Below are 23271 nucleotides of genomic sequence, written 5' to 3'. Positions count from 1 at the left end.
TTTTCGGTGAAAACCAGAAGTCGTTGTCCTTCGCGAGCGCGACAGGTTATAAATTTGCGAATGCCTTATCGAATCCCGCCTTGGATCTTGCCAACAGCTCTTCCATGCTTTCGGAAGTAGACGGACCCAACACTTCTTGCGCGACGACGCCGGAATATCCTGCCGTCTGCAAGCCTTGCAGAAATCCGTGCAAATCGATAACGCCCTCGCCCGGATACAAGCGATCGGCATCCAACAGGTTCTCAATCGGCCCGGCCTTGGCATCGTTGATATGAACGTGCACGATATGCTCCGGCTTTAATTTCAAAAGATTGTCTACCGTCAGTCCGTTCGTATACCAATGATAGGAATCGACCAGCAAGCCAACATTCCGCGCCCCAATCGTCTCGATCCAATCCAGCGTGTCGTCCATTCGCCATAGGAATGGGTTAGCCCATTGCGTCCGCAAATGCCGGCTGCCGACAAATTCCAGTCCGAGACGAATGCCGAAAGCTCCCAGAATATCGGCGCAAAGCCTCAATCGGCGCGTCGCCGCAGCCATGAAAGGGGCGACCGCCTCATCGGTGGAAGGCAAAATATACGTACAGCACTTGAAGCAGCCTAAGGACATAGCCGCTTCGGCCGCTTCCGCCAGAGCTTTCAAACCTTCGCGAAATCGCTCCTCGCTAGATCGCCAATCGACATCCAAATCGATGGAACCGATAATGACCCCTTTGCTTTCCAGCAAGTGCGCCGCTTTTTCCCGTCCGCATTGACGAATAAAATGAACCGGATTAAGATCGACCGCTTGAAAGCCAAATTGGGCCGCGCCCGAAATAAACTGCTCGTTCGACTCGATCGTTCCCAGACCCGCCCGTGTTAGTCCTCTAATCACTTGTTATTCCTCCTAGGACCAATCGAATAAAACGCCGTTGTAGTCGTCCTTGTTATTTCTTAGGCCGTCGTAAGCTTCCTGCGCCTGTTCAGGCTTGATCACATGGCTAAGCAATGGCTCGATTTGCAATCGGTTTTGCTTCATCAATTCAAACACGATTTTGGAATTTCGGACTAACGAATGCTTCACGAACGCGTTCGGCTCCGTCGGATATCGCCATTCATGGCCCCCCTTAAACGTAATGCAGCCCCGGTTGTAAAGATGGCAATAATTCAGAACGTCCGTCACATCCGTGTTGAACTCCCCGCGCGGGCTGCCCAGGAAAACGATCTCCCCCAAGCTCCCAATCCACCCGAGGCTTTCCACGCCAACCTTGGGTACGCCCGTCGCCTCGATCTGCGTCGACACGCCTTGCCCTCCCGTCAATGCCAGGATTTGCTCCTTTACCCCTCCATTCCCGCCGTTAAGCGCGTAATCTATGCCGCATAGATTCGCGGTTTCAATCCGTTTGGACGACAAATCGACGCCGATGACGAAAGCGCCCTGAAGACGAGCCAACTGAGCGGCCAAGTTTCCCACCAAGCCAAGGCCCGTTACGCTGACGTAATCTCCAACTTCGATATTGGAGACTCGCACCGCCGTAAACGCAACCGTCGCCATCCGGGTAAACGGCACCCATCTTAAATCAAGGTCGGCAGGAGGCTTGATAAACATATGGCTTGCGGATACCACTTGATATTCCGAATGGTTTCCGTAATGGAACACGGTATCACCTGGCTTGAAGTCCGCAACTCCCCGCCCGACTTCAACGACTTGGCTTACGCTCGCATAGCCCGGACAAACCGGCAATTTGGCCCACCACTCCTTGCCGGACAACATCGCCAGCTCCGTTCCCGGGCTGATGAGCGAATAAATCAGCTTGACGAGCACTTCATGATCAGCCAGGGCTGCTGGACTGAAATCTTCTTCTACGGTTTCAACCTGTTGCGGGCTGACGAATATAACCTTGCGATTTTTCAATCGGGTCCACTCCTTTGTTATCGCTTACATGATTAATCTAATGCTTTTCCGATTTGAAGTCTTTGATCACAAAACCGATTTTTTATCTAAAACAACGATCTGTGCCCGCGCCACTCAAAATACCAACTATCGATCTCACCTTTGAGGATCTGGGGGAATAAGGGGTCAAGAGGGAACACCAACGGTGACCAACATCGTGGTGGTATTGTCAAGTTGATGAAGTTACACACAAAAGCTGAATAGCATGATAGAATATCCTCATGAAAAAGAGCGTCTCATCTTCACCCTACAAAGGGTATCGCTTTCCGCCCGTGATTATCAGTCATTGCGTGTGGTTGTACTTCCGTTTTCGCTCAGTTTCCGTGATGTCGAAGAACTCATGGCAGAGCGTGGAGTTGTGCTCACCTCCGAAACCGTCCGTCAGTGGTGCCTCAACTTTGGCCAAATGTATGCCAATGAGCTGAGGCATCGCCGCGCAAAGCCGGGAGACAAGTGGCATCTGGATGAGGTGTTTTTGACGATCAAGGGCAAAAGACAGTATCTGTGGCGTGCGGTTGATCAACATGGTAACATGCTCGATATTCTGGTACAGAGTCGACGCAACAAACAAGCGGCCAAGAAGTTCTTTCGCAAGCTCTTAAAGAGACTCAAGTACGCGCCTCGCGTCATCATCACTGACAAGCTGGCCAGCTATGCTGCAGCTAAGAAGGAAATCCTGCCCAGCGTCGAGCATCGACAACACAAAGGCCTGAACAATCGAGCTGAGAATTCGCATCAGCCCACCAGACAACGTGAACGAACCATGATCTCCTGGTCACGCTCAGCGCTTCCTCTCGGCCTTTGGCCCCATTTCCGATCATTTCCGACCCCGAAGGCATCATCTCAACGCCTCAGAGTATCGTGCGCTTATACAGGAACGATTTGAGATCTGGAATGAGGTTACCACCGAAAAATCAGCTGCATAATGGGCCTTTTCTCCAGTTCCCACCTCCTCTTGTTCTCTCAGCAAGCGTTTTCTCGCTACTTCTCGCTTCTTCAAACATTAACTTGACAATACCATTCCATCAACAGTTACTCACGCATTCCAGTCTCATCATCAAAAGTGCGTATGAGCCGCGAAAAAGCCCTACTCGCACGCCAGACAACGTGGGAGGTCTGCATTGTTTTGCTCCACTGCTTGAGGACAAGAAACGATGCGCTTGACTTTGACCGCCTATTCTACAATGTGAGGGAAGAGAGAAATTGCTACATATTCTATCTGTCTCACTGGACTCGCTGCATGGGGAAAAGCGCTCCCAGCTCAACGCCCGTGACCTTGTGCTCTGATGGGCGTGCAGGGTGAGAACAGGAGCGTTCTCTGTGATCCTGGGATACGTGAGGAGGGAGAACGATCCTATGTCTTTGCCTCATTTTCCTCATCAAAAAGAGGGGAACCAACCATCTCAGGGTCCCGAGGTACCTGAGTATCGTTTTCTGGCCATCGTACAAGAGAGTGCCGATGTCTTTTGGATTGTGACTCCTGATGGCTCGATGCAAGAACCCTGTCCCAGTTGGCAAACCTTTACCGGACAGCAAGAGCGCGCGTGTCTTGGGCGAGGCTGATCGGCAGGATGCACGGCATCCTGCCGATCAGCCTCAGATAGCAGAAGCTGCCATCCAAGCTGTCGCCACTGGCTCTACCACGAAGAGGGAGGGCCACATTCGTCGGTATGATGGGGCCTACCGCCTGGTATGCCTGCGTGCGATCCCGGTGCGCGAGTCTGCTAGATCCATCCGCGAGGTCGTCGTCTGTGGCACTGATATCACCAGGCAGGAACTGAGCGGGCAGATGAGTGACGCACAGGTGCAGTTGGCCGTGATCTCTTCCGGTGTGGGGACGTGGGATTGGGATCTGGTCACTAATCAGATCATGTGGACCAAGCATTGTAAAGCACTTTTGGGAGTGTCACCCGAGACTCCCATCACGTATGAGGGCTTTCTGCAGATCGTCCATCCCGATGATCGTGAACGGGTAGACCAGCTCATTGTGCGTGCTCTGGCCGAGCACACGGACTATCAGACGGAGTATCACGTGATCTGGCCTGACGGGAGCATGCATTGGCTGGGAAATAGGGGCCGGATTATCTGTGATGTGCATGACAAGCCAATACATATAATTGGAGCCATAATCGATATGACGGGCCTCAAGCAAGCTGAGGAGTCCGTCACGGCCATTCTCGAAAGTATTACCGATAGTTTTTGGCATGTCGATACAGTGTGGTGCGTCACTTACATGAATCAAAAAGCGGAGGAGTTTGCAGGCAGAAGCCGAGAAAAGGTGCTGGGCCAGTGTCTGTGGGATGTGGTACCTGATCTTCTTGGCACGCCTTTTGAATACTACTATCGTGCAGCGATGGCAATGCAGCAAACAATACACTTTGAAGCGCTCCATCCAACCTACCAGAGATGGGTTGATGTGCATGTGTACCCAATGCAGGATGGACTCTCGATTTATATGCAGGACATCACTGAGCGCAAGCAGGCAGAAGAAGCCCTGCAAGAGAGCGAAGCACGCTTTCGCCGGTTCATGGAGTCCAATATCATCGGTATGACGATGACTGACCTGGAGGGGAACATTCATGAGGCCAACGATACTTTTCTCTCACTGATCGGCTATACACGAGAGGAGCTGGTAGCGGGGCGGATGAGTGGACGTCCATCACCCCACCAGAAGCTCAGGCAAAAGACGCACAGGCGATAGAGGAGACGCTGAGGACGGGTGTTGCTCAGCCGTATGAAAAAGAATATGTGACGAAAGATGGCAAGCGGGTGCCGGTGCTCATTGGCCGAGCACTCTTTCGCAGGGAAGGTTCCACGCCGTTGCTTCTTTGTTTCATCTTAGATCAGACCGTTCGCAAAGAGCTCGAACGGCAAAAAGACCTCTTTCTCGGCATGACCGGCCATGAGTTGAAAACACCGCTTGTCGCACTCAGAGGGATGCTCCAATTAGTCCAACGACGCCTCAAACGGGTTCTTACTACTCCGGGCCACTTGCCCCCAGAGATGAGCACATTCCTCGATGGTCTGCAGAAAAGTATCGTGGATTCTGTTCGGCAGATTGATGTGCAAACGCGTTTGATTAACGATCTGCTGGATGTTTCACGCATCACAGCCCAGACCTTGAGGCTCTCATTGCGCCACTGTGACCTGGTCTCCATCGTGCGCGAAATCGTCGAGGATTTGCGGGTGATCGCGCCTGAGCGCTCACTCCTGCTCGACTTGCCGGAACACACCACGGTCAACGTGGTGGCTGATCAGGACCGTATCAGTCAGGTGGTGACGAATTATGTGACGAATGCTCTCCGGTATTCAAGCCCCAATCAGCCAGTGTCTATTGGGCTGGACATTCAGGAGGATGTTGCCCGTGTCTGGGTGCGAGATCAGGGACCAGGCCTCACACAGGAAGCCCAAAAGGACATCTGGCAGCGCTTTCACCAGGTGAAGGAGGTGCCCGTGCAGAGTGGTTCTGGGAAAGGGCTGGGCCTGGGCTTATATATCTGTCAAACCCTCATTGAGCAGCACCAGGGAGAGGTGGGCGTGGAGAGTACGCCTGGGGAAGGCTCCATCTTCTGGTTTACCTTGCCCCTCGCCACATGACAGGAAGCGTGTCCATGCCGCATCAATACATCTCAATTGAGACAGAGCCGCCAACTGATGTCAGGGAAAGAGCGGGTTGGTGGCAAAGGAGCGACAATCTCGCCCTCCGAGAAGAGCGTACGACCCACTTTATTGCGTGTGCCATTCTGTGCAGAACGTATTTTCGCGATAGATGAGGAAGAACTTCGCGATGGTTTGGGTTGCAAATTGTTTCATTCGATGGCTCATGGCCGAGGTATTCCCCTAAAAAAGGGAATCCGTGTGACCAATAGTAGAGAGTATAAACCTTTTTCATGTGTGGTGGTGTGCTGCAGGCGCATGACCCATTGGTGGCGAATTGGTTTCTCTAGCAATTCTATCTTTTTACCTCTTTTAAGACACTTTGCTGTTGGCCTCTGAGGAACAATGGAGCGGATTTGCACGATAAGGAAAATAAAGTGGCTTAGGAAGCGGTACAAGAGAGAACGTACCGATCTAACAACGCCATTCCTGCCACGCAAAAGGGAGACGATCATCCCTTGGCTCAAGCCACTTGCCGAGCCGAAAGAGGGTCGAAGAAACTCTCTTACCGTGCAAATCCGCTCCATTGTTCCTCAGAAGCTAACAGCAAAGCGTGGGATCTCAGCTTCTGTCAGCCTCAGCAGACGAAAGCTTGCTTCACGCGCGACGTTTGCCGCTCGCATCTCAAAAGCGGTCAATTTACAGAAGAATGATGGATGATGCTAGATGGGGAGCGGTTTTTCCAGGCACCGAAGCGTCAATTTCCATGCTTCAGTGTAAAATTCCACCATTCAGTACAAAATCGGTCCATCCTTCGGTTAATTTACCACTTCTTCGGTCGAGATGTGGCGAGAATTTCCCGATCATCCTGCCGTGAATTTACACATGGCGAGTGTTGCGATCCGCTTCTGGAGCCAGGTGTTCAGATAACCAATATAATGGCCCTAGAAATTTGAACACAGAAAGAGACTGGAATAAGATCTACTGAAGGATGATGAGAAAACAGTATACGGCAGCATTCAAGGCCAAAGTGGTTCAAGAATTGCTCAAAGAAGAGAAGACCATTGCACAAATCGCCTTGGAATATGAGGTTCATCCCACGCAGCTAAAGAATTGGCGGGCACAGGCATTGGAGGGCCTCCCAAGCCTGTTTGAAAAACAGGACTCAACTGCTGATCTGAAAGCTGCTTATGAAAAACAACTTACTGACCTCTACGACGAAATTGGGAAGTTGACGACGCAGGTCGCCTGGCTCAAAAAAAAATCTGGCATTGAGCCTCCCTTGTGATGAGCGAGTAGCTTTGATTGAACGTGGAGAGAGCGAGCTGCCTCTCAGTGTGCAAGCAGATTTGTTGAGTGTGAGTCGTTCCAGTCTCTATTACCAACCTCGTCTTCCATCCGAGGAAGAAGTGAGGATCAAGCATCGAATTGATGAGATTTACACGCAGTATCCTTTCTACGGTTCACGGCGAATCGCGGTTCAACTGAAACAAGAGGGCATCCAGATCAATCGAAAAACAGTGGCCAAATACATGCGTGAGATGGGTATTGCGGCCATCTATCCTGGCCCGAACCTGAGCCGACGCAGCCAGCAGGAACGCGTGTATCCCTATCTGTTACGCCATGTGACCTGTAAGTATCCCAATCATGTCTGGGGCGTTGATATCACGTATATTCGTATGCACAAAGGTTGGATGTATCTGGTTGCGGTTCTCGATTGGTATTCGCGCTATGTGCTCAGTTGGGAACTGGATCAGACGCTGGAAATGCCTTTCGTGCTCAGCGCTGTTGAGTATGCGCTCAAGCAAGCTGTTCCAGTTATCTGCAATAGCGATCAGGGCAGCCATTTTACCAGCCCGCAGTATTGTGATCTGCTTCTGCAGGCCAACGTGCAGATCAGTAATGAAGAACCAAACTATAAAAATGATCCCGGTTACAGAGGTCAGAACTATAAAAATGACGTTGACGCGCATTTGCGTCGGATTTGGCTGAGCGTGTCGATCTAGAACCCTCCGCCACAAATTTCGCGAATTCCCCGTCGATTCTTAGATTGTATGAAGATGACATCATACCTTTTGTTCTTTTCAGCCTATTTGGTCCGACGAAACTATGCTATAATTGCTAAAAGATTCAGAGGTACCACAAGTGAAGTCATTATCTAAAACATTATTAGCCTTATACCTACTAATCCTGCTATGGTTAGTTTTGTTCAAATTTTCATTTAATTTATCCTCAGTATTAGATTATCAAACTAGAAGTCTTAACTTGATTCCATTTGCAGGTGCTTCGCGAGATAATTTGAGAGAGATGATCTATAATTTTGTCGTTTTTATTCCTTTCGGCTTGCTTTTAAGTGTCAATCTCAAACGAGCTAACTTTTGGCGAAAGCTCGCTTTTGTATTCATTTTTAGTCTTGCTGCCGAGATGATTCAATTTGTATTCGCGATCGGAGCAACAGATATAACAGATGTAATCACGAATACTTTTGGCGGGTTTCTTGGGCTGATACTATATGATTTAAGCAATAAGTATGTTGATAATGAAAAACTAGACCGATTTATTGTTGTGGCTGGTACAATTTTACTCATATTATTTATCTTACTTCGTTTCCTATTCTTCAAGGTAAGGTATCAATCGGCGCACTAGGCTGGAAAGCAGAAATCGCGAACATAAATGCTCGCGATTTCTGCTTGGCTGGCCGTTGTTGACGAAGTTCGCACCGCGATTATAGCTTGCTCTGACGTATACACGCAACAATATCAATGCTAGCCATTGGTGCCTGCAAGGCCATATGCAACGGTCTTAGGGCGATATTATAGTTCATTAATCACCTATCTGGAGAGCTCTGAGTATCCGATTCAGTAATTTATCGTAATTTTCAGGATTTTGCCACCCTTTGAAATTTAGGTATAATGGCCCTAAGAATTTGAACACGGCAAGAGGTGGAAATAAGATATACTCAACACATGATGAGAAAACACTATACAGCAAATTTTAAGGCCAAAGTGGTTCGAGAACTGTTGAAGGAAGAGAAGACACTGGCACAATGTTGCGTACCTGGTAAAATAGACAGTAATCGAAGAGAGCAGGTACGAACTCATGACAAGCAAGCGCAAACAGTACACCTCGGAGTTTACGTTTAAAGTGGTGATGGAAAGCTTCCAACGAGACACCACCATTGAGGCCGTGTCTTCTTCCTTCTCCCACCCATTGGAGCAAGATCAGTCCAGACAGCTAGAGCTGTCTGGACTGCGCCTTCTTTACTCGATCTTGCGATCTTTGTAATAGTAGATTCTATCCTGTTCATTGATTTCTCGAAGCACTTTGCAGGGATTCCCCGCAGCAACTACATTGGCAGGAATATCCTTTGTGACAATACTGCCTGCCCCAATGACGGTATTCTCCCCAATAGTCACGCCCGGACATATGACCGCGCCTGCGCCAACCCACACATTCTCTCCAATGGTTACTGGAAGAGCATACATGTATCCCCGGTGCGTGGGATCAATGGGATGCCCGGTCACCGCAATCGTGACATTGGGCCCAAACATGACCCGGTTTCCGATGATAATCTTGTAATCGTCTACCAGACTCAGGTTAAAATTGGCGTAGACCATATCACCGATAAACACATTGATTCCATAGCAGAAATAAATGGGCGGTTCGATCCAACAGCGTTCCCCTACGGCTCCGAACATCTCCTTCATCAACTCGTGGCGCTTTTCGATTTCCGTCGGTCTCGTATGGTTAAAGTCATACATCTGTTCTTTGGCGCGGAGTCGTTCTTCTGGTAATCCTTCACTCATATCGGTGAAAAGCTTCCCACTGGCGATCCGTTCTCTCTGTGTCATAGGATTCTCTTCTTGACTCATAAGACCCTCTTCTTTCTGTTTTTTCACTCATATGCCATCGACGAATGGCGTCGTCTCCTTCAGCATGTTCAGGCTTCCTGTTCCACATCTCCTTCTGATGAGAAATCCCTGGTGATGTTCTTGAGCCAGGTAAAACGTCGATAATGCCGATAGATAAAAGGCATTTTGACGAATTCATCCAGGCAGAGCACGAAATACACCACCATGGCAGGAAACCGAAATACAAAGGCACATAACAAGCCAAGCGGGACGGAGAAGCCCCACATGACCAGTGCATCATTGACAAGCCCAAATCGGGAGTCTCCACCAGCGCAGAACACGCCGACAATTGCCGTCGCATTGATGGATTTCCCAATTACGTAATAGGCGTTGATGAACAACATGACCGCCAGATATCCAGACGCTGCCCTCGTCAAGGGGACGATTTGAAGGAGAAGCGGCCTGGTCAACAGGATCAGGATGCCCCCGGCAGCGCCACAGAGAAGGGCCAGTTTGCATAACCGAGAGGCGTCCCCCCTGGCCCGCTCCAACTGCTTCTCCCCGATTTCCTTGCCAAGCAGGATAGCTCCGCCGCTGGCAATGCCAAGGCTCACAACGGTAGCGAGATCTCCAACGACGGTCGCAAGAGAATTGGCTGCGACGACATCAGCTCCCAGGTGTCCCAGGATGACCGCGTACATGGCAATCGCCCCACCCCAGACGCATTCGTTTCCCAGAACAGGCGAGGCATACCGCAGGTAGTCCCGAAAAAGCAGCGGGCTGCGGACAAACAGCGCGCGCAGCCTCAGTTGCGCAGTGGAAGCGCGCCGGGAGTCAATCAGACACCAAGCCAGTCCAAACGCTTGAGCGATGGTCGTGGCGAGAGCAACTCCAACGACTCCGAGTTTTGGTGCCCCAAACAGTCCAAAGATAAAGAGTGCGTTCAGACCAACATTGAGGACCAGGGAGATCGAGGTGATGAGGGTGCTGATATGGACCCGCTCCATACTGCGGATAAAGCACAGATAGATCAGCGAAATGCTCATAAAGAGATACGAAGGACCAGCAAAGCGCAGATAGGAGGCACCTGTGGCGATGAGATCCTTATCCGAAGTAAAGAGCAGCATCAAGAGTTGCGGGCACAAGCAGGCACCCGCGCAAAATATCACGGCAATCAAGAGCGAGAGCCTCAAGGTGATCCCGTAGAGCGTCTCAATCGCTCCTGTGTCTCCTTTGCCCCAATACTGCGCCACCAGCATGGTGGCGCCGATAGTCAGTCCGGCAAAGAAGAGATTCAAGATGAAAAGGATCTGGCTGGCGAGAGAAACGGCGGAAAGGTCCGTCTGGCTGACAGAACCGAGCATAATGACGTTAGCAGAACTCCCCACGGCGGTGAGGAGATTCTGCAAGGCAATCGGCAAGACCAGGGCGAACAAGGTCCGATAGAACGCACGCGTCCCCTCACGCGTGCTGGTCTGCGGCTTGAGCTCAGGTATGAGCTCCCCTTCCCCCTTCCTGCGGGGTATTCTGATGGTGCGTTTTTCCATATCAATTCCGCTCTGATTCTATAACTATCGTATCTTCCTTGAATGGGTGACTATCTGCGTTCCGGTGAACGGTTCGCAATGACCTGCCAAAAGTCCTTGTCTGTTGAGGCGCAGACGTGTGTGATCAAGTCATGTACTGTACAGGTGCTGCGCGGGGCGGTCCAAGCGCCAGTCTGGCAGGTGGGCCTAAATCCCGGCAAATATGAATAAAGCTCTATGTGGCGAGGCTGCTTCTTATCCCAGAGCATCCTGAGCAAAGATACTCGGATCAAGAGATGCCGGCCTGGAACAGGTGCTGCCCAGAGTGATATGATGGCCTTCGCGCGCCGATTCATGCAGGGTTTGCATGATATCCAAAACATGAAAGGCCAGTTCTTGACTGGCTCGATGGGATGCGCCAGTGCGTATGGCATACGCCATATCAGCCAGACCAATGCCTCGCGAATTGTTGGTATAACCCCGTGTCACAGACACCTCACGCCAGGCCGTTTCATCCATACGCCTGATCTGAATCGGCCCCCCAAATGTATTTGGATCGGGTACCCGCAGTGATCCCTCAGTTCCATAAATTTCGATGTTTGGGAGATGATGATGCCAGACATCGAAACTCGTAATCAGGGTGGCAATCGCTCCATTCTCAAACTCCAATGTACCGGCGATATGGGTTGGGGTATTCACTATGATGATCTCGCCAGCGTGTGGCTGACTGGTAATCTGGCGTTCGGGGAACGTAATGCGAGTTGAACTGGAAACGCGTTGTACGGGTCCCATCATGGCGATCAGAGCCGTCAGGTAATAGGGTCCCATATCAAAGAGCGGCCCGGCTCCGGGTTGATAGAAGAAATTTGGATCAGGATGCCAGTCTTCGGGACCATGCCCCATAAAGAATGCAGCCGCCGCGACGGGCACGCCAATTACTCCATCATTGATCAGATCGATGCAGGTCTGGATGCCACCGCCCAGAAAGGTATCAGGCGCACTGCCGACCCGCAACCGGCGTTCTCGAGCCAGGCGTAAAAGGGCCTGCCCCTCCTCGCGTTCAAGGGCCAGCGGTTTTTCACCATAGACCGCTTTCCCGGCATTGAGCGCGGCCATACCTATCTCAGCATGGGCTTTAGGAATCGTCAGATTGAGCACAACCTCTATGTCCGGGTCATTCAGCAGTTCCTCTACACTTAACACTTTCGGAATGCCAAACGCGGCAGCCTGGCTCTCCGCACGCTCTCTTACCTGGTCCGAACAGGCGACAATACTCAGGATATCAAAGGTGCGCGGAGCCTGGAGATAGATTGAACTGATTGCTCCGCACCCGATGACGCCGATAGAAACCTTTTCTTCTGTCTTCACTTGACTTGTATGCTCCTATACTCATTCGGGCAACGTACGCAAGAAGTGCAGAGAACGTCCGGCGCTCTCCAATGCAGGAATGCGTGGCTGATCGTTTTCCACGATATAGCCCTGTGCTCCGCTAGCGCGTGCGGCTGCAATAATCTCGGCGATGGGCAGGGTGCCCGCGCCTACTTCGGTGAATGTGCGTTCAGGTGTCATGTCCTTCAGATGAACCAGCGTGACACGTCCGGAGTGGCGTTGCAGGTAGTCGACGGGATCGACACCAGCAAAGGCTGCCCAGTATGTATCGAGTTCAAAAGTGACACTGGCAGGATCGGTATGCTCGAAGAGAGAGTCGAGCACAAGCGTGGGATTCTCGTCGCTCATGGGCGCGAATTCAAAGTCGTGGTTATGATAACCAAGGGTCAAACCTCGCGCTTTGGCTTTGCTGCCAAGACGGTTTAAGGTTTCCGCCAACGCGGTAAACGCTTCCGTTGTGCGTTGATCGGGTGGAAGCCAGGGTACGACGATGTACGGGCAGCCAATGGCCAGAGCGTACTCAGCCTCTTGTTCAAAGCACTGTTCCAGGGTCTCCAGCGCAAGGTGGGAAGAGAGAGCCTGGATACCGGTTTCGGCCAGTAGCGCTTGCATCTGTGGGATGGACAGACCACCATAGCCAGCAAACTCTACCGCTGTATAGCCTAGCTCTGACACACGCCTGAGCGTACCCGCGAAGTCTCGTGCCGTTTCATCGCGTACAGTAAACAATTGCAACGCCATTGTTTTCATGTGAAAAAACCTTTGTGAATGCCCTCTACAGGCTGGCTCATATGTTCAACGTCATCTAAAAACCTCTATAGATAGCAGAGAGAACAAAAAAACGGGGTGTTTTCTCATCCCCGCCTATGTTCTCCTCGCCTACGCAACAGTCTTTTCCATGTGCTCGTGTTGATGAGCAGACTTCTCGCACGCGGCCCGCGCATGTTGGCCTACGGTTTGCGCTCAGCAAGGAGAAGCCCTCCCTTTTTATTGTGGGGGTATCCTGACGTTGCGTTTTTCTATACCATAACAATAATCTATTTCTATTGGAAGAGCTATCAATTTCTGCTATGATGCTATAACTATCGTATTTTTCTTGAACAGGAGGATGCCTGTGTTCCAGTTAACGGTTCGTGATGACCTGTCAGAAGTCATTGCCTATACCTCACCGAACGTGCCGATCCGCTCCGTCCCGGGAAAGTTATCCCTCTTTCCCAACAAAGCCGCCGTGTGCCACTGGCATAGCGAACTGGAGTGTATCATCGTGCTGGAAGGCGAGATGCACTATTTTGTCAATGAAAAGGTGCACCGACTCTCACAAGGCATGGGCATCATCGTCAATACCAATCGGCTGCATTTCGGGTATGCGGTCGATGACAGTGACTGCGTGTTTATCGTGCTTCTCCTTCATCCTTCCCTGCTTGGAGGAAATGACTATATCGAGAGCCACTATCTCAATCCTTTGTTCTATGATGCCGACAGTGATGCCATCCTTTTATCGCAAGACGGGGCGTGGCAGTCTCAGGCCCTGCTCTTGATCAAAGCCATGTTTCAGTTAGCCCAGAAACAATCAGATCATTTTGAATTTCAGATCCACATCCAGTTTGCTTCGCTCTGGTTACTCCTGTACGAAAATACCGTGGCCAAAAACGGCTTGCATCAATGCTCATCCGCGCCGAGCAACCACCTGAAAGACATGATTGGATATATCCAGAAGCACTATCCAGAAAAAATCGCCTTAAATGACATTGCATCAGCTGGCTTGATGTGCCGCAGCAAGTGCTGTAGCCTCTTCAAGCAAACCCTTCATCAAACGCCCATTGAATACCTGCTGCATTACCGCATCCAGAAAAGTCTGTCGCTGCTCGCAGATGGCAATCTCACAGTTACAGCCATTGCTGCGGCTTGTGGCTTCAGTGGGGCCAGCTATTATACGGAGGTCTTTCGGAAGCTCATGGGCATCTCCCCCAGTGTCTACCGAAAAAGCAGACTGTCATAAATCTTTCAATTGGTATCATAGGGGCAAAACATATGGCCCAAAACGGATCATGGGGATCTCCCGCCCATTTAATTGTCAAAATTTTTAACAATGCATTCATTTAATTATCAAATTTACATCCCAACAACCAGCGAGCTGATTGTTGGGATTTACAACTTACATATACCCAATCATGACAGCCAGGCGCAACGGATGTGCCACACGGTTTTGCAAATGGAATGTTCAGGTAAAAGAGAGGTGGTAAAATACATCCATCTTGAAGAGGAAGCAGGGAACAGAAAACCGATGGATGAACACGCCTTGCGACAAATGAGTACAGAGATCTTGTGCATTTCCTGCAGGACTTCACCTTTCCGATCTTGTGGGGATTAACCCCGTGCTCTGGTTCGGCATCTTAAGCGCGGTCGGCTCGCTCCTGGGCATCGCGACAACCGAGCTGGTCAATCGCCGTCTAAACATGAACCACGCCCCCTCACTGTTACATGCTCTAGCCATCATCAATTTGTTGCTGATCCTCGGCATGGTAAGTTTTGCCCTGGCTGGAAACTTCTACCTGGCCCTGCTCTCGGTATGGGGCGTCGGCATCATGCGTACCGCAAGCCGCCCGCTCTATAACACCTGGATCACGCAGAATAGCGACTCTCGCGTGCGCGCCACCATCTTCTCGGCGGCAGGCATGATCGACGCTATGGGTCAAATCGGCGGAGGTCCAGCCATCGGCTACATAGGCGAGCGCGTCTCTATCCGCGCAGCTCTGACAGCCACTAGCCTGCTATTGAGTCCCATCCTCTTCTTCTTCCTACGCGGCTTCCGCCTGCTCCAACGCAGCGATGGCGCCTCCCTGGAGAACCAAACTCTGGAGGCCGCTACGGAAATAGAGGGATAAAATTTTGAGCTGGTTGTGTGTTCTGCACAACCAGCTCAACTCAGACATCGTCTGCGGCGCTCATAGGGTAAGAGTTCCCAAGACTCAGGTACTCATGCAGTGACGAAACAGATTTGGAAGAATATGAGCTGGCTATTCCTCGCTCGCGCTGTGCAGCATGCGTTCCATCAATGTGACCGCTTCAGCGATGGTTGCCTGTTCGACAGTCGTAAACTGAGCAAGCATTGTTCCAAGTTGTGCAGTTCGCCTGCGCCGCCCTTCACGCAGCACATCCATGCCCTTGGGCGTCGCAACCAGATGTATGGTGCGACGGTCATGGGCATTTTCCTGACGTTCAACCAGCCTCTGCGCGACCAGAGCCGCGACGATCCGGCTGATAGTAGGTACAGCAACCTGCTCCGCTTCAGCTAGGTCGGTCACGGTACATGGACCGCCAAATCCGATTACCGAGAGCGCCGAGAGACGCGCTGGCGCTAATCCAGTCAACAAATCCTCCTGACGCGCACGCCGCAGCAGATGAATGGCCACGGAATGCAGGCGGTTGGCGATATCCGCCTGATTGCCCGCAGAAGAACTTGAATCTTGATCTGTCATGTGATACTCTATCCTTGTAAATTAGTTAGCCATGCTAAGCATTTGAGAGAAAGGAATGTTCATGTCTCAGTTCAACGATCTTTTTGCGGCTATCGCTGCCGGTGATGACGCACAGCTCAGCTCCCTTCTCGCACAGCAGCCCGAGTTGGTCAATACCCGCTCACAGGCAGGAGTATCCCCTGTGCTCTGGGCCTATTATACAGGCAAAACAGACCTCCTCCCAACCCTTTTCACTGCCAATCCACTGCTCGATATTTACGACGCGGCGGCGTTGGGAGATCAAAGCAGGCTGCTTTACCTGTTGAACGATGCACCGGCGCTAGCCCACAGCTATTCGCAAGACGGCTTTACAGCGTTGCACCTGGTGGCCTTTTTTAGCAACAACACCGCTGCGGCATCTACGTTGTTGGACGCTGGAGCCCAGGTGGATGCTATCGCGCGCAATAGCCAGCAGGTCACTCCATTGCATAGCGCAATAGCCGGCGGGCATTTTGCCATTGCCCGCGTCCTTGTGGAGCGCGGCGCCAACGTGAATGCCCGTCAGGAGAGAGGTTTCACTCCTCTCATGGAAGCCGCCCGGAATGGTGACGCCCCGCTGGTAGACTATCTCCTCCAACATGGCGCCGATCCCACGCTGGCTAAGGATGATGGACATACAGCCGCAGATTGTGCGCGGGAAGCTGGGCACGCCGAGGTGACCTCAAAGCTTTGAAGCATGGCCGGGGCTTTCCAATTCTCCTCTAGCATCCGCCTCGGCTCACGTAGGCGCGAAGGTTTTCCTGAGAAGGGAATGTTTCTCCCATGTGCTCAGAATTGGAAGGCCCTGGAATGGCCTAAGATATGCTTGCCCTTGAGCATAAGAGGAAGGCCCTGGATCACTGTAAAAATCGTAACTATTCAGAAGACCCATGTAGAAGACACAAATCGTGCATGCGCTTTCGCTTTTGAGCTTGATATGGCTGCGAACATAACAGCATTTGCACGAAATAATGCTTTTACTCCACTCTTCTGAATAGTTACGATTTTACACGTATCCTGGGCCTTCCTCTTCAACATACTCTCCTTTATCGTATCATTCCTCACAACACTGGCGATCCAGGTCCCATTGACACCACATAGCGTACAGAAGGGAGCACCAAGCCATTTCTGGCGTGAATTGGCCTATTAGGCCCGCGGGAGAAATTTACAACGCTAAGCCCTCAAAGTAGCCCAGAGGTGGACCAGATTACAACGCTAAGCGCTTAGCGTTGTAATCTGGTCCGTTCGTACTCAAGAGCCAAGTTACGCCTTTCGGCTTGGCTCCAAGCCCCCGATTGAAAATCGGGGGTTCATGACACGCGCTTTTGATAGGCCCTCATCGCAAAGATGTAGGCCACCAGCAGAATGCCGACGCACCATGCCAGAGCAACCCAGATCTCCTGGGACACGGGCTGTCCAGCCAGGAGCGCACGGATGGTATCCACGATCGCAGTCACTGGCTGGTTTTCGGCAAAGACCCTAACGACCAGCGGCATCGACCTGGTGGGCACAAACGCCGAGCTGATAAAGGGCAGGAAGATAATCGGATACGAAAAGGCGCTTGCGCCGTCTATCGATTTGGCGGTCAGTCCGGGAATCACCGCGACCCAGGTTAACGCCAGCGTAAACAACGCGAGGATGCCGACGACGGCCAGCCATGACAGGATGCCCGCCGACGAACGAAAGCCCATAAGCAATGCGACGAGTATGATGACTACCACCGAAATCGCGTTAGAGACCAGCGAGGTCAGCACGTGTCCCCACAGCATGGTGGAAGGAGCAATCGGCATGGAGCGAAAGCGCTCAATGATCCCCCCGTTGCACATCGGTAAACAAACGGTAAGCTGTATAGGATATCCCGCTGGCAATCGCAATCAGTAAGATCCCAGGTACCAAGTAATTGACATAATTCGCTGTCCCGGTTTGAATGGCGCCACCGAACACATACACAAACAGCAACATCATCGCAATCGGCGTGATCGTGACCGTGATGATGGTGTCCATACTGCGGAAGATATGGTGCATGGAACGACCGAGCATCACGCTCATATCGCTGAAAAAGTGGTTCTGTATCGTTTCCTGTTTCTGTATCGTTTGGTTCTGTATCATTTCCATTTACTGTGCCTCCTTTTTGCCAATGATGGCCAGAAAGATCTCTTCCAGGGTCGGTTGTTTTTCCACATACTCCTTTTGAGCAGGGGGAAACCGCTTTTTGAGCTCTGTGAGCGTGCCGCTGGCGAGAATCTTTCCCTCATGGAGAATGGCAATGTGATCAGCAAGCTGCTCCGCCTCGTCCAGGTACTGCGTGGTCAAGAAGACGGTGATGCCGTGAGATAAGCTTCGAGGATGCTTTAGGTTTGTTGGGTAGATAGTATACCTGCTCTTGTGTATTTGGGGTCCCGACATTTCCCCCCCAAATCCCCGCTAAGGATTTGGGGGGGAAATGTCGGGACCCCAAATACATTTGCTAAATATGGATAAGTTTGTTATATTTGAGCTCTTTGTTTTAAGTGGTCCTGGATTTGCTCTGAAGGAGATCTTTGTGTCATGCTGGCTCAACAATTGGGTATTCCTCAAAAAAAAGAGGCGAAAAGCTTTCTACTTATCCTTCTGATAGATGCATTGGGAACTGGCTTATTTGCACCTTTCTCGCTGCTCTATTTCCATGTTATTGCCGCGCTACCGCTCACCGAGGTGGGTGTAGCGCTGAGTATCGCGACCATCTTCACCATACCAATAGTGCCGATCACTGGTACGCTGGTGGACCGCTTTGGCGCCCGGCGGCTGGTGATCTTTGCGCAACTGCTACAAGGCGTGGGCTTTCTCGGCTACCTGCTGGTTAACAATATGGTGCTCCTAGTCATCACGGCCATCTTTGTCAACATTGGACAGCGCATCTTTTGGTCTGCTTACTTTTCGCTGGCAACCGACCTGGCGGGAAAGGGAGAGAGGGACCGCTGGTTTGGCCTGCTGGGGACCTCTCAAACGGTCGGAATGGGGATTGGCACCGCGCTCACCGGCGTGATCATCGCGGCGCTTGGGATAATGGGATATTATAGCATTGTGCTGGTGAACGCGCTCAGCTTCTTTCTGGCAGCCGGAATGCTCTATTTCTTCGTGCCGATAGAGCGGCACACAGAAAGTGAACAGAGGGAGCTACCGGGGAGCTACAGGCTGATGCTCAAAGACCGTCCTTACCTGGGGCTGATTGTCACCAACATCGCCTTCGCTCTCTGTCTCAGCCTACTAGGATTAGGGCTGCCGGTCTACGCCATTGACACCTTGCATACCCCGATATGGGTGGCCGGAGTCGCCCTGGGACTGAATATGGCACTGATCGCGCTGCTGCAGACATTTCTCATTCGCCATCTGCGCTCGCTGCGCCGCACGCGTACGATTATCCTGGCGGGTCTCATCCTGGCGCTGTGGTGCCTGCTCTATGTCCTGGCGCTCCCCCTGCCACGCGCAATCGTCATTCCTTACCTCATCATTGCCACCTGCGTCCAGGGGGTCGCGGAAGCCATGCACGCGCCAACCTCCAACGCCCTGGCGGCTGAGGCCAGTCCACTGGCTCTGCGCGGTCGCTACCTGGCGGCCTTTCAGATCTCCTGGGCGATCGCGAACATTGTGGCCCCGACCATGTTCACCATGCTCTTCAGCATCCACCCGGCTCTGCCCTGGGCCATCGCAGCCGGACTCATTCTGCTGGCCAGCCTGGGTACTTTGCTGATCGAACCCCACCTCCCTACAGAGGCGATACGCATTTCAGAAAAGGCAAAGATTTGATAGCATCAACAACAAAAATATCACAATAGTATTTTTAATGCACTTACGACAAAAGAATACAAGGTGTGATATAAGTAGGCCCTCGAGTACTCATGGTTGCAACAACCTTCATTCCACCTTGAGAGATCGGCGCCAATCAGGTCACACACCCCATACAGACCTGAGAAGGTATTGTCAAGTTAATGTTTGAAGTAGCGAGAAGTAGCGAGAAAACGCTTGCTGAGAGAACAAGAGGAGGTGGGAACTGGAGAAAAGGCCCATTATGCAGCTGATTTTTCGGTGGTAACCTCATTCCAGATCTCAAATCGTTCCTGTATAAGCGCACGATACTCTGAGGCGTTGAGATGATGCCTTCGGGGTCGGAAATGATCGGAAATGGGGCCAATGGCCGAGAGGAAGCGCTGAGCGTGACCAGGAGATCATGGTTCGTTCACGTTGTCTGGTGGGCTGATGCGAATTCTCAGCTCGATTGTTCAGGCCTTTGTGTTGTCGATGCTCGACGCTGGGCAGGATTTCCTTCTTAGCTGCAGCATAGCTGGCCAGCTTGTCAGTGATGATGACGCGAGGCACGTACTTGAGTCTCTTTAAGAGCTTGCGAAAGAACTTCTTGGCCGCTTGTTTGTTGCGTCGACTCTGTACCAGAATATCGAGCACGTTGCCATGTTGATCAACCGCACGCCACAGATACTGTCTTTTGCCCTTGATCGTCAAAAACACCTCATCCAGATGCCACTTGTCTCCCGGCTTTGCGCGGCGATGCCTCAGCTCATTGGCATACATTTGGCCAAAGTTGAGGCACCACTGACGGACGGTTTCGGAGGTGAGCACAACTCCACGCTCTGCCATGAGTTCTTCGACATCACGGAAACTGAGCGAAAACGGAAGTACAACCACACGCAATGATTGATAATCACGGGCGGAAAGCGATACCCTTTGTAGGATGAAGATGAGACGCTCTTTTTCATGAGGGTATTCTATCATGCTATTCAGCTTTTGTGTGTAGCTTCATCAACTTGACAATACCCTGCTGCGAGAGGATGCGTGGTTGACCATGCCGCTGCTTCCCGCCTGGGTTCAGGGACGAACGGATATTGCTATTCTGCTCCAGCTTCGGATCTTCACTCCCGACAAACAATGGCGGCTGCTGCCAACGCGCGCCAATGGCTGCCCGACTTTAGGGCTCTATCGGCGGGAAGTTGGGGAAGATGGCTATCAGCTCTCTAGCCTGTGGGTCCTGGGGGTGGAAGGCGAACAGATCGGCAGCATCGTTGTGTTCCTGGATGTGGCCAGTTTCACAGCTTTTGGCCTCCCGTCCACCATTGAAGAGGAAGCTGGAGGCCAATAAGCATGAAGATCGGTTTTCTGGAGGATTTTACAGTCTCAGAGCTTCTTCGTGCAGAGCGGCTGTTTTACTCTCCGCTGGCTCCATTGCTTTGACCTGCCTGCCAGGCAGCACCAGGCCGGTGATCGCTCCCAGCAGCGAGAGGGCAGCGGCGACGCTCAGCGCGCTCGCGAAGCCGCTGCTGAAAGCCTGGGCGGAGCCGAGGCTGCCGGTCGCGGCAAACACCGCCGCCAGGATCGCCACGCCGAACGCACCGCCAAGCTGACGGAACATGCTGAAAGCGCCGGAAGCCTTGCCGATGTCGACTGCTCTCACCGCGTTGATTACGGCATTCTGCGTAGCGGGAAGGGAGAACGAGGCGCCGCAGCCGGCGATGATCAGCGGCACAATGAGCTCCGCATAGGGCAGGCCGGGCGCGGCGACCAGCCCGATCCAGGCGATCCCGATCGCTTGTAGGAGCAACCCGCCGGCCACCAGAACCTGCTCGCCGATCCGGTTGACGAGAGTCCCGGTCAGCGGGGCAACCACGAACAGGGTCGCGGTCAAGGGCAGCAAGCGCAGTCCGGCGCCCTGCGGTCCATTGCCCTGCACAACTTGAAAAAACTGGGCCATAAAGAAGACGACACCGATCAACGACGTGGTCTGCAAGAAGGTCGCCGCGTTGCCCGCAGAGAAGGCGCGGGAGCGAAAGAAGTGCATCGGCACCATTGGCGCGCGAGCGCGCAGCTCCCAGGCAACGAAGACAATGGCGAGCAGCCCACCAGCCACAAGCGTTGCGACGACCTCAAAGCGGCCCCAGCCGACGCTGTTCCCGCGCACCAGCCCCCACACCAGCCCGAGGGAGGCGCCCGAAATGCTCAGCAGGCCGCCGAGATCGAGCGAAGTGCGTGGCCCGAAGCTTTCCTGTACGCGACTGAGCACGAGCGCGACAACCAGCAGGCCGATGGGCACGTTGAGCCAGAAGATCCACTGCCAGGCCAGGCCCTGGGCGATGATTCCTCCCACAACCGGACCGGCGATGAGGGCCAGACCGCTGATGCTGCCAAAGATTCCCAGCGCCCGCGCCCGCTGCTGTGGCGGGAAGGCCGCGCTCAGCAGTGTCAGCGCCAGCGGTCCCACCAGCGCGGCTCCGCATCCCTGGATGGTGCGGGCGGCAATCAGCCAATGTTGTGAGCGAGCGCGCAGGCAGCAGACGCTCCGACAAACAGCAGGAGGCCAGCGACGAACAAGCGCCGCCGCCCGAAGCGGTCGCCCAGGGCAGCCGCCAGAATGAGCAGCACCGCGAAGCTCAAGGTGTAGGCGTTCACGGTCCACTCCAGATTCGCGATCGAGACGCCCAGGTCCCGGTGAATCGTGGTCAACGCAGTCGTGACGACCGTGGCATCGAGCGCAACCATAAATGATGCCAGCGAAGCGAGTATCAGCACCCAGATTTGTCTGGCTTTTTCGTGAGATTCTTGTAGCATGTTTTCCTTCCTCACTCTAGGCAAAGGCTCCGCACGGCTGTCGTGCGACAGAAGAGGCAGAGAAAAGGTCAATCTATGACGCTTCCGCTTGACGCATTCACAATAGCGCCAGTGATGGTTCGCGCTCCATCCGAGGCAAGATATGCCGCCAGCCGTGCCGTGTCGGCCACGGTCGGCAGGCGTCCCAGAAGCGTTCGCTGTTCAAACATCGACACGACTTGCTCTTTCGAGACCCCCAGCCGCTGTACGGCATTCTCAACCGATTGCTGGATGGTTCTGGTCTCCACCATAGCCCCGGCACGAATGCCAACAACTCTGACGCCAGCCCGCCCCAGATCGGTGGCCAGACATCGCAAGAGCGATTCTATGGCCCCAAAGGCCGAGCCAATGGCCGCGGCGTTTGCAAAGCCCCGCCCGGGGATCGCGGTGACAAACAGGATGACCCCTCCTTGCTGTTGGACCATATGGCGGGCGGCTGCACGCGCCGTGATGAATTGCGAGGGAACCAGGGTGGAGAACGGCAACAGGAACTGCCCAAGGGGGAGTTCCATGGTACTTGTCGAGTTGCCATAGTCCTTTGCCTGTGGACCCATCATATTCAAGAGGATATCAATGCTCCCCGCTTCTTGCACCACGCGATCGAGATAGGCGTTCACTGCCTGCTCATCAAGGGCGTCTACCTGTGCGGCGTAGGCGATACCGCCGTCTTGGTGAATGTCGGCAGCAACCTCCGAAACAGCGCCTAGAGTACGACCGGAAAGAAAGACCGTGGCCCCCTGGACCGCGAACTCTTTGGCCATCGCCTGACCTATGGCACCGCCTGCGCCAAAGATGACGGCGTGTTTGTTCTTTAACAAAGGTGTGGATGTCGATGTAGTCTTCAT

At 52.7% G+C, this 23271-nt stretch carries 17 protein-coding genes and 6 pseudogenes; 11 read left to right on the top strand and 12 right to left on the bottom strand.

Annotated features, from left to right (window positions below; all coding sequences use genetic code 11):
• Positions 1 to 46 precede the first annotated feature (46 nt).
• A complete protein-coding gene (locus KRAC_RS36045) occupies positions 47 to 874 on the bottom strand; it encodes a sugar phosphate isomerase/epimerase family protein (protein WP_007915973.1) in 828 nt (275 codons plus the stop codon).
• A 12-nt stretch (positions 875 to 886) separates the two neighbouring features.
• Positions 887 to 1894 carry a zinc-dependent alcohol dehydrogenase gene (locus tag KRAC_RS36040; RefSeq protein ID WP_007915971.1) on the bottom strand — a complete coding sequence of 336 codons (1008 nt, stop codon included), beginning with the start codon at positions 1892 to 1894 and terminating at the stop codon, positions 887 to 889.
• 260 nt (positions 1895 to 2154) lie between these two features.
• On the opposite strand from KRAC_RS36040, the pseudogene KRAC_RS36035 reads away from it, so the two are divergent.
• From KRAC_RS36035 to KRAC_RS36000, 6 genes and pseudogenes are all read left to right on the top strand, one after another.
• Positions 2155 to 2859, top strand: a pseudogene (locus tag KRAC_RS36035) (IS6 family transposase).
• Positions 2860 to 3289: 430 nt separating this feature from the next.
• Positions 3290 to 3496, top strand: a complete 207-nt coding sequence (locus KRAC_RS76625; RefSeq protein WP_040445585.1) for a hypothetical protein — start codon at positions 3290 to 3292, stop codon at positions 3494 to 3496.
• Positions 3483 to 4634, top strand: coding sequence for a PAS domain S-box protein (locus tag KRAC_RS76615; RefSeq protein ID WP_040445584.1), 1152 nt, complete (start codon positions 3483 to 3485; stop codon positions 4632 to 4634). Before KRAC_RS76625 ends, KRAC_RS76615 begins: the two co-directional genes overlap by 14 nt.
• Positions 4592 to 5530 carry a PAS domain-containing sensor histidine kinase gene (locus tag KRAC_RS78580; RefSeq protein ID WP_338010141.1) on the top strand — a complete coding sequence of 313 codons (939 nt, stop codon included), beginning with the start codon at positions 4592 to 4594 and terminating at the stop codon, positions 5528 to 5530. The genes KRAC_RS76615 and KRAC_RS78580 overlap by 43 nt, the downstream gene beginning before the upstream one ends.
• 991 nt (positions 5531 to 6521) lie before the next feature.
• Positions 6522 to 7431: pseudogene (locus KRAC_RS79915) on the top strand (IS3 family transposase); the annotation flags it as partial.
• 244 nt (positions 7432 to 7675) lie between these two features.
• Positions 7676 to 8176 carry a VanZ family protein gene (locus KRAC_RS36000; RefSeq protein ID WP_007915959.1) on the top strand — a complete coding sequence of 167 codons (501 nt, stop codon included), beginning with the start codon at positions 7676 to 7678 and terminating at the stop codon, positions 8174 to 8176.
• 614 nt (positions 8177 to 8790) lie between these two features.
• Here KRAC_RS36000 and KRAC_RS35995 read toward each other — a convergent pair.
• The 4 genes from KRAC_RS35995 to KRAC_RS35980 all read right to left on the bottom strand — a co-directional run bounded on the left by KRAC_RS35995 (position 8791) and on the right by KRAC_RS35980 (position 13046).
• Positions 8791 to 9402, bottom strand: coding sequence for a maltose acetyltransferase domain-containing protein (locus tag KRAC_RS35995; protein ID WP_007915957.1), 612 nt, complete (start codon positions 9400 to 9402; stop codon positions 8791 to 8793).
• A gap of 68 nt (positions 9403 to 9470) precedes the next feature.
• The gene (locus KRAC_RS35990) at positions 9471 to 10928 is read right to left on the bottom strand and encodes an MATE family efflux transporter (RefSeq protein WP_007915956.1); all 1458 of its coding nucleotides are present in this window, start codon (positions 10926 to 10928) and stop codon (positions 9471 to 9473) included.
• A 234-nt stretch (positions 10929 to 11162) separates the two neighbouring features.
• Positions 11163 to 12275, bottom strand: coding sequence for a Gfo/Idh/MocA family protein (locus KRAC_RS35985; RefSeq protein ID WP_007915955.1), 1113 nt, complete (start codon positions 12273 to 12275; stop codon positions 11163 to 11165).
• A gap of 21 nt (positions 12276 to 12296) precedes the next feature.
• Positions 12297 to 13046 carry a sugar phosphate isomerase/epimerase family protein gene (locus KRAC_RS35980; RefSeq protein ID WP_007915954.1) on the bottom strand — a complete coding sequence of 250 codons (750 nt, stop codon included), beginning with the start codon at positions 13044 to 13046 and terminating at the stop codon, positions 12297 to 12299.
• Positions 13047 to 13410: 364 nt separating this feature from the next.
• On the opposite strand from KRAC_RS35980, the gene KRAC_RS35975 reads away from it, so the two are divergent.
• Positions 13411 to 14295 (top strand): AraC family transcriptional regulator, encoded by an 885-nt coding sequence (locus KRAC_RS35975; protein ID WP_007915953.1) that lies wholly within the window; start codon positions 13411 to 13413, stop codon positions 14293 to 14295.
• Positions 14296 to 14671: 376 nt separating this feature from the next.
• Positions 14672 to 15181, top strand: a complete 510-nt coding sequence (locus KRAC_RS35970) for an MFS transporter (protein WP_052568825.1) — start codon at positions 14672 to 14674, stop codon at positions 15179 to 15181.
• A 132-nt stretch (positions 15182 to 15313) separates the two neighbouring features.
• Here the strand turns inward: KRAC_RS35970 and KRAC_RS35965 are convergent, their stop codons facing one another.
• The gene (locus KRAC_RS35965) at positions 15314 to 15775 is read right to left on the bottom strand and encodes a MarR family winged helix-turn-helix transcriptional regulator (protein ID WP_007915952.1); all 462 of its coding nucleotides are present in this window, start codon (positions 15773 to 15775) and stop codon (positions 15314 to 15316) included.
• Positions 15776 to 15836: 61 nt separating this feature from the next.
• Between KRAC_RS35965 and KRAC_RS35960 the strand changes: the two genes are divergently transcribed.
• A complete protein-coding gene (locus KRAC_RS35960) occupies positions 15837 to 16487 on the top strand; it encodes an ankyrin repeat domain-containing protein (RefSeq protein ID WP_007915948.1) in 651 nt (216 codons plus the stop codon).
• Between the two features lie 616 nt (positions 16488 to 17103).
• Here the strand turns inward: KRAC_RS35960 and KRAC_RS79910 are convergent.
• Positions 17104 to 17902: pseudogene (locus tag KRAC_RS79910) on the bottom strand (ABC transporter permease).
• Between the two features lie 6 nt (positions 17903 to 17908).
• Positions 17909 to 18121, bottom strand: a pseudogene (locus KRAC_RS35950) (ABC transporter ATP-binding protein); the annotation flags it as partial.
• A 219-nt stretch (positions 18122 to 18340) separates the two neighbouring features.
• Here KRAC_RS35950 and KRAC_RS35945 point away from each other — a divergent pair.
• The gene (locus KRAC_RS35945; RefSeq protein ID WP_007915946.1) at positions 18341 to 19579 is read left to right on the top strand and encodes an MFS transporter; all 1239 of its coding nucleotides are present in this window, start codon (positions 18341 to 18343) and stop codon (positions 19577 to 19579) included.
• A gap of 260 nt (positions 19580 to 19839) precedes the next feature.
• Here the strand turns inward: KRAC_RS35945 and KRAC_RS35940 are convergent.
• Positions 19840 to 20544 (bottom strand): annotated as a pseudogene (locus KRAC_RS35940) (IS6 family transposase).
• An 86-nt stretch (positions 20545 to 20630) separates the two neighbouring features.
• Here KRAC_RS35940 and KRAC_RS35935 point away from each other — a divergent pair.
• Positions 20631 to 20924, top strand: coding sequence for a sigma-70 family RNA polymerase sigma factor family protein (locus KRAC_RS35935; protein ID WP_040445581.1), 294 nt, complete (start codon positions 20631 to 20633; stop codon positions 20922 to 20924).
• A 27-nt stretch (positions 20925 to 20951) separates the two neighbouring features.
• Here the strand turns inward: KRAC_RS35935 and KRAC_RS76605 are convergent.
• Positions 20952 to 22318: pseudogene (locus KRAC_RS76605) on the bottom strand (DHA2 family efflux MFS transporter permease subunit).
• A gap of 137 nt (positions 22319 to 22455) precedes the next feature.
• Positions 22456 to 23271 (bottom strand): SDR family NAD(P)-dependent oxidoreductase, encoded by an 816-nt coding sequence (locus KRAC_RS35925; protein WP_007915943.1) that lies wholly within the window; start codon positions 23269 to 23271, stop codon positions 22456 to 22458.

The sequence above is a fragment of the Ktedonobacter racemifer DSM 44963 genome, from assembly GCF_000178855.1.
GTDB classification, from domain to species: domain Bacteria; phylum Chloroflexota; class Ktedonobacteria; order Ktedonobacterales; family Ktedonobacteraceae; genus Ktedonobacter; species Ktedonobacter racemifer.
This window is presented reverse-complemented; position numbering and strand designations above follow the sequence as displayed.

What these genes read in the sequence shown, in the direction of transcription:
- KRAC_RS76625 (WP_040445585.1), top strand. Translation starts at nt 3,290, where the DNA reads ATGTCTTTGCCTCATTTTCCTCATCAAAAAGAGGGGAACCAACCATCT.
- KRAC_RS35995 (WP_007915957.1), bottom strand. Translation starts at nt 9,402, where the DNA reads ATGAGTCAAGAAGAGAATCCTATGACACAGAGAGAACGGATCGCCAGT.
- KRAC_RS35990 (WP_007915956.1), bottom strand. Translation starts at nt 10,928, where the DNA reads ATGGAAAAACGCACCATCAGAATACCCCGCAGGAAGGGGGAAGGGGAG.
- KRAC_RS35980 (WP_007915954.1), bottom strand. Translation starts at nt 13,046, where the DNA reads ATGAAAACAATGGCGTTGCAATTGTTTACTGTACGCGATGAAACGGCA.
- KRAC_RS35965 (WP_007915952.1), bottom strand. Translation starts at nt 15,775, where the DNA reads ATGACAGATCAAGATTCAAGTTCTTCTGCGGGCAATCAGGCGGATATC.
- KRAC_RS35960 (WP_007915948.1), top strand. Translation starts at nt 15,837, where the DNA reads ATGTCTCAGTTCAACGATCTTTTTGCGGCTATCGCTGCCGGTGATGAC.
- KRAC_RS35945 (WP_007915946.1), top strand. Translation starts at nt 18,341, where the DNA reads ATGCTGGCTCAACAATTGGGTATTCCTCAAAAAAAAGAGGCGAAAAGC.
- KRAC_RS35935 (WP_040445581.1), top strand. Translation starts at nt 20,631, where the DNA reads ATGCCGCTGCTTCCCGCCTGGGTTCAGGGACGAACGGATATTGCTATT.
- KRAC_RS35925 (WP_007915943.1), bottom strand. Translation starts at nt 23,271, where the DNA reads ATGAAGACTACATCGACATCCACACCTTTGTTAAAGAACAAACACGCC.